Below are 4430 nucleotides of genomic sequence, written 5' to 3' on the forward strand. Positions count from 1 at the left end.
ACGGTGGTGTGGTGGGAGGGGTCGTCGAGGGGGATGCGGACCAGGCTGGACGCGAGGTCGACGAGGACGCTCGCGTAGAGCTGGTCACCGGCCACCGCCAGGCCGTTCGTGCCGAAGACGGCCGCCTTGCGCGTCCACTCCTCGTCGCGGGTGCCGTCGGGGCGGATCTTCAGGATGCCGGTGGCGAGTTCGCGGGTCAGGTAGAAGTTGCCCGCGCCGTCGATGGCGAGGCCGTTGATGCCGGGGGTGCCGGAGACGACCTTCTCGGGGCGGGGACGGTCCGCGGCCGGGTCGAAGCGGACGATGCCGCCGTCGCGGGCCAGGGGGCTGACGCCGTAGTTGACGTACATCCGGCCGTCGGGGCCACGGCGGATACCGCCCGGTCCGCTCACCGGGACGGTGGTGCGCAGCGTGCCGTCGGGGGCGTACCCCTCGACGCGGTTCCCGGCCAGGTGCGAGACCCACAGCGTGCCGTGGCCGTCGAACTCCAGGTTCTCCCGCCAGTCCGCGAGGGGGACGCCGCCCGGGTGGAAGACGGTCGCGTTCGTACGCTCCGGGCAGCGGTCGGGGGAGGAGGTGGTGGCGGCCGTCGACGTGCCCTGCATGCCGACGAGCAGGGTGGACAACAGACCTACTGTCAGAGCCAGTGATCGTAAGCGCATCGCACTGTTGTACCACGGCGGATTTCCGGTACGACGGTGTCCGTTGTCGGAGACGTGGCAGAGGCTCGTCCCTCTCCACGATCGCCCGTCCGGTACGGGCAGGCTCAGATCAACGGGCTGATCTGTTCCTCGATGCCGAGCAGAGCCCGGCCGTACAACTCGGTCACGGAGGCGGGATTGAGCATCGCGTGCCGGCTGGCGGTCTCCTGGTCACGCCAGATGCGCTGCAACGGATTGGTCTCCGTGAAACTCCGGGCACCTTCCATGCCGAGCAGGATGTCCAGCGCCTGCCGTGAGCGCAGTGCCACGGTGGCGGTGTCCATGCGCACCCGGGCCCGTCGGCTGAGGGGCATGCGACGGCCGTCGGCCGCCCAGCGGTCGACGTCGTCCGCCGCACGCATCAGGTGCAGGGCAGCGGTGTCGATCAGCTGGGCGGCCTCGGCCAACTGCATCTGGGTGGACGACGCCGCACGCGCCTCCGTGTAGAAGGTGTGCGAAATACCGCGCCCCTTCTCGAGCGAGGCCAGCACCCATTCCAGCCCGCCGCGGGCCAGCCCCAGTTGCGGGCCGACGAGGGACAGGGCCAGCACCGGGATGAACGCCGCGCGGTACAGGCTCTCGTCCTTGAACTCGGTCGCGTACTCGCCCTCCCGCGCCCTGCTCACCGACAGGATCCGGTAGGAGGGTACGAAGACGTCGTCGGCGACGAGCGTGTTGCTGCCGGTGCCGCGCATGCCGACCACATGCCAGGTGTCCTCGATCGTCAGCTGGTTCATCGGGACCAATGCCAGCCCCTGGTCCAGCTGTTCCCCGGATTCGCCGGTGACCGGCATGCCGAGCAGCGCCCACTCGGCATGGAGACAGCCGGACACAAAGCCCCACCGCCCGGTGACGACCTGCCCTCCGTCCGCCGCCTTGCTCGTCGCGGAGGGCGGCAGGGCCGTGCAGGCGAGGGCGTGGGGGTCGGCCCCGTACACCTCGCGCTGCGCGCGTTCGGGGTAGAGGCCGACGAGCCAGGCGGCGATATTGATGAGGGAGGTGGTCCAGGCGGTGGACCCGCACCCGCGGCCGAGTTCCGAACCCACCTCGACGAGCGTACGCATGCTCGCCTGACGACCGCCGAACCGCTCGGGAACCAGAAGCCGGAACAGGCCTGCCTCCCGGAGGGCCGTGATGTTCTCCTCGGCGACCCGCCGGTCCGCCTCGGTGCGGGCGGCATTGCGTCGCAGCAGATCGACCAGTGCGTCAGGTATCTCCATGGCAGCGGACTGTACCGGCGCCGGGCGCTTCCGCGCGGTGACGTACTGGAGCGGCTCGGAGACTTCGGTGCTGTGGTGGCAAGCCGCCGCGAGCGTGCCTCCCGGGTGTCCGGCCCTCAGTCGTCCGTCTTGATCTTCTTCATGACCAGGTGGGAGTCGACCCGGGTGACGGCCCGCAGCCCGATCAGCTTGCTGGTCAGGAACGTCTCGTAGGCCGCGTGATCCTCGACGGCGATGCGGATGAAGTAGTCGGGGCGGCCGAAGAGGCGATGGAATTCGACGACCTCGTCATAGGCGGCGATCACGGACTCCAGCTCCTCGACCGTCTGGAGATCGTTGACACCGATCTCCACGGCGGCCATCACCTCGAACCCCCGGCCGGCCGCCGCCGGGTCGACGCGGGCCCGGTAGCCGGTGATGATCCCCTCGTCCTCCAGGCGTTTGACCCGGCGCAGGCACGGCGGTGGCGTGAGGCCCACCCGTTTGGCCAGCTCGACGTTGGTCAGGCGGCCGTCCTGGCGCAGATGGAACAAAATTTCACGATCGACGCTGTCCATGTAATGAAGTTTCCCATACGGCAGAATTATGGGAATGATCGGAAACCAAATTACGTCGCTGGCCACCTAAAATTGCCACATGAACGCCCCGTCAGACGCAGCCATCGGCTGCCATCGCCAGGACACCACCGCACCACCTCCCACCACGTCCGACTTCCGGGCGGCCCTGAAGGATTCCAGCTCCGTGGGCCTGGCCCTGTTCCCGCTGGGGATAGCCTTCGGCGTGCTCGTCGTCCACGCGGGGCTGGACTGGTGGTGGGCGTCCGTGATCACTGCCTTCGTGTACGCGGGCTCGCTGGAGTTCCTCCTCGTCGGCCTCATCATCGCGGCGACACCGCTGGCGCAGGTCGCGCTCACGGCGTTCCTGGTCAACTTCCGGCACGTCTTCTACGCCCTGTCCTTCCCGCTGCACCGCGTCACCAGCCGCGCGGGCAAGGCCTACAGCACCTACACGATGACCGACGAGGCGTATGCCCTGACCACCGGGGAGTCCGCGCAGTCCTGGAGCGGTCGGCGGATCGTCTGGCTCCAGGCCCTGTGCCAGGTCTACTGGGTCACCGGCGCCACCCTCGGTGCGCTCTTCGGCGCCCTGGTCCCTGCAGAACTGGCCGGTCTGGACTTCGCGCTGACCGCCCTGTTCGTCGTCCTGGCCGTCGACGCCTACCGCGCCAAGCGTGACATTCCCACCCCTGCCCTCGCCCTGGTGTGCGCGCTGGCCGCCCGCTTCGTACTGCCGGGGCAGATGCTGCTCGCCGCGCTGGGCCTGTTCACGGCCGCCCTCCTGGCCCGCCGTGCCCTCGCGCCGCGAGGGGAGACGGCCCGTGCCTGACAACACGGCCTACGTCGCCGCCGCCGTCGCCCTGTCCGCCGCCGTCACCTGGGCGCTGCGCTGCCTGCCCTTCGCCGCGCTGGCACCCCTGCGGGCGAGCGAGACCCTGCGCTATCTCAGCGTGCACATGCCGGTCGGCGTCATGGTGATCCTCACCGTGTACACGCTCCGCGACGTCTCCCTCCCCGACGCTCTCCCCGTCTCCCTGGCCTTCGCGGCCACACTCGGCCTGCACCTGTGGCGACGCAACGCGGTTCTGAGCGTGCTGGGCGGCACGGCGATCCACGTCGCCCTGGCGAGCACGGTCTTCAGCCACTAGGGATCCGCGGAGGGACGGCGTGGACCGCCCCGCCCGCTCTGTACGCAGTTTTTAGAGCACCCCAGCATGCTGACTGGCAGATCGGCAACGGCTCCCGGCACGGATCTGCGAGGGTGACCATGACTGGACACGGCACACAGGTGTGTGTGGTCGGCGCGGGCCCCCGGGGCATCTGTGTCGTGCAGCGCCTGTGCGCGAACGCGGCCGAGCGACGGCCCGGCCGGGTGCCGGTTGTCGTGCACGTCGTGGACCCGATGCTGTTCTCGGGCGGCGCGACCTGGTCGACGGACCAGCCGGCCGAGCTCCTGATGAACACCGTCGCGTCCCAGGTGACCCTGTTCACCGACGACAGCGTCGACTGCGAGGGCCCGATCCTCCCGGGGCCGAGCCTGCACGAGTGGGCGCGGTTCGTGGACCACTTCGACCCGTACGAGGAGTACCCGGAGCACGTACGGGCCGAGGCGGCGCGGCTGGGGCCCGACGACTATCCGACGCGGGCTCTGTACGGCCACTACCTGAACTGGGCGCTGCGCAGGCTGATCGCGCGTCCGGGGGCACGCGTCACCGTCGTACCGCACCGGGAGACCGCGGTCGCGCTGGACGACGCCCCGGACGGCTCGCAGACCGTGACCCTGAGCGACGGGACCCTGCTGTCCGGTCTGGCCGCTGTGGTGCTCGCCCAGGGGCACCTGCCGATGCTCCCGGACAGTCAGGAGTACGGACTGGCGTGGTACGCCCGGGAGAACGGTCTCACGTATGTGCCTGCGGGCAACCCCTCGCAGGCGGACCTGACGGGGGTGCGGC

General features: G+C 69.9%; 5 protein-coding genes and 1 pseudogene. 3 read left to right on the forward strand and 3 right to left on the reverse strand.

Annotation, left to right across the window (positions count from 1 at the left end; genetic code table 11):
* From K6I34_RS32480 to K6I34_RS32490, 3 genes and pseudogenes are all read right to left on the reverse strand, one after another.
* Positions 1-626 (reverse strand): annotated as a pseudogene (locus K6I34_RS32480) (hypothetical protein); the annotation flags it as partial.
* A 140-nt stretch (positions 627-766) separates the two neighbouring features.
* Positions 767-1921, reverse strand: a complete 1155-nt coding sequence (locus K6I34_RS32485; protein WP_229331625.1) for an acyl-CoA dehydrogenase family protein — start codon at positions 1919-1921, stop codon at positions 767-769.
* A gap of 116 nt (positions 1922-2037) precedes the next feature.
* Positions 2038-2478, reverse strand: a complete 441-nt coding sequence (locus K6I34_RS32490; protein ID WP_229331626.1) for an Lrp/AsnC family transcriptional regulator — start codon at positions 2476-2478, stop codon at positions 2038-2040.
* A gap of 79 nt (positions 2479-2557) precedes the next feature.
* On the opposite strand from K6I34_RS32490, the gene K6I34_RS32495 reads away from it, so the two are divergent.
* The 3 genes from K6I34_RS32495 to K6I34_RS32505 form a co-directional block, all read left to right on the forward strand.
* Complete coding sequence (locus tag K6I34_RS32495; RefSeq protein ID WP_229331627.1) at positions 2558-3307, forward strand: AzlC family ABC transporter permease; 750 nt, start codon at positions 2558-2560, stop codon at positions 3305-3307.
* Positions 3300-3626 carry a branched-chain amino acid transporter permease gene (locus tag K6I34_RS32500; protein ID WP_229331628.1) on the forward strand — a complete coding sequence of 109 codons (327 nt, stop codon included), beginning with the start codon at positions 3300-3302 and terminating at the stop codon, positions 3624-3626. Before K6I34_RS32495 ends, K6I34_RS32500 begins: the two co-directional genes overlap by 8 nt.
* A gap of 119 nt (positions 3627-3745) precedes the next feature.
* Positions 3746-4430 (forward strand): FAD/NAD(P)-binding protein (locus K6I34_RS32505; RefSeq protein ID WP_229331629.1); only part of this gene is annotated, 685 nt, incomplete at its 3' end.

The sequence above is a fragment of the Streptomyces sp. UNOC14_S4 genome, assembly GCF_020740835.1.
In the GTDB taxonomy this organism is placed as follows: Bacteria; Actinomycetota; Actinomycetes; order Streptomycetales; family Streptomycetaceae; genus Streptomyces.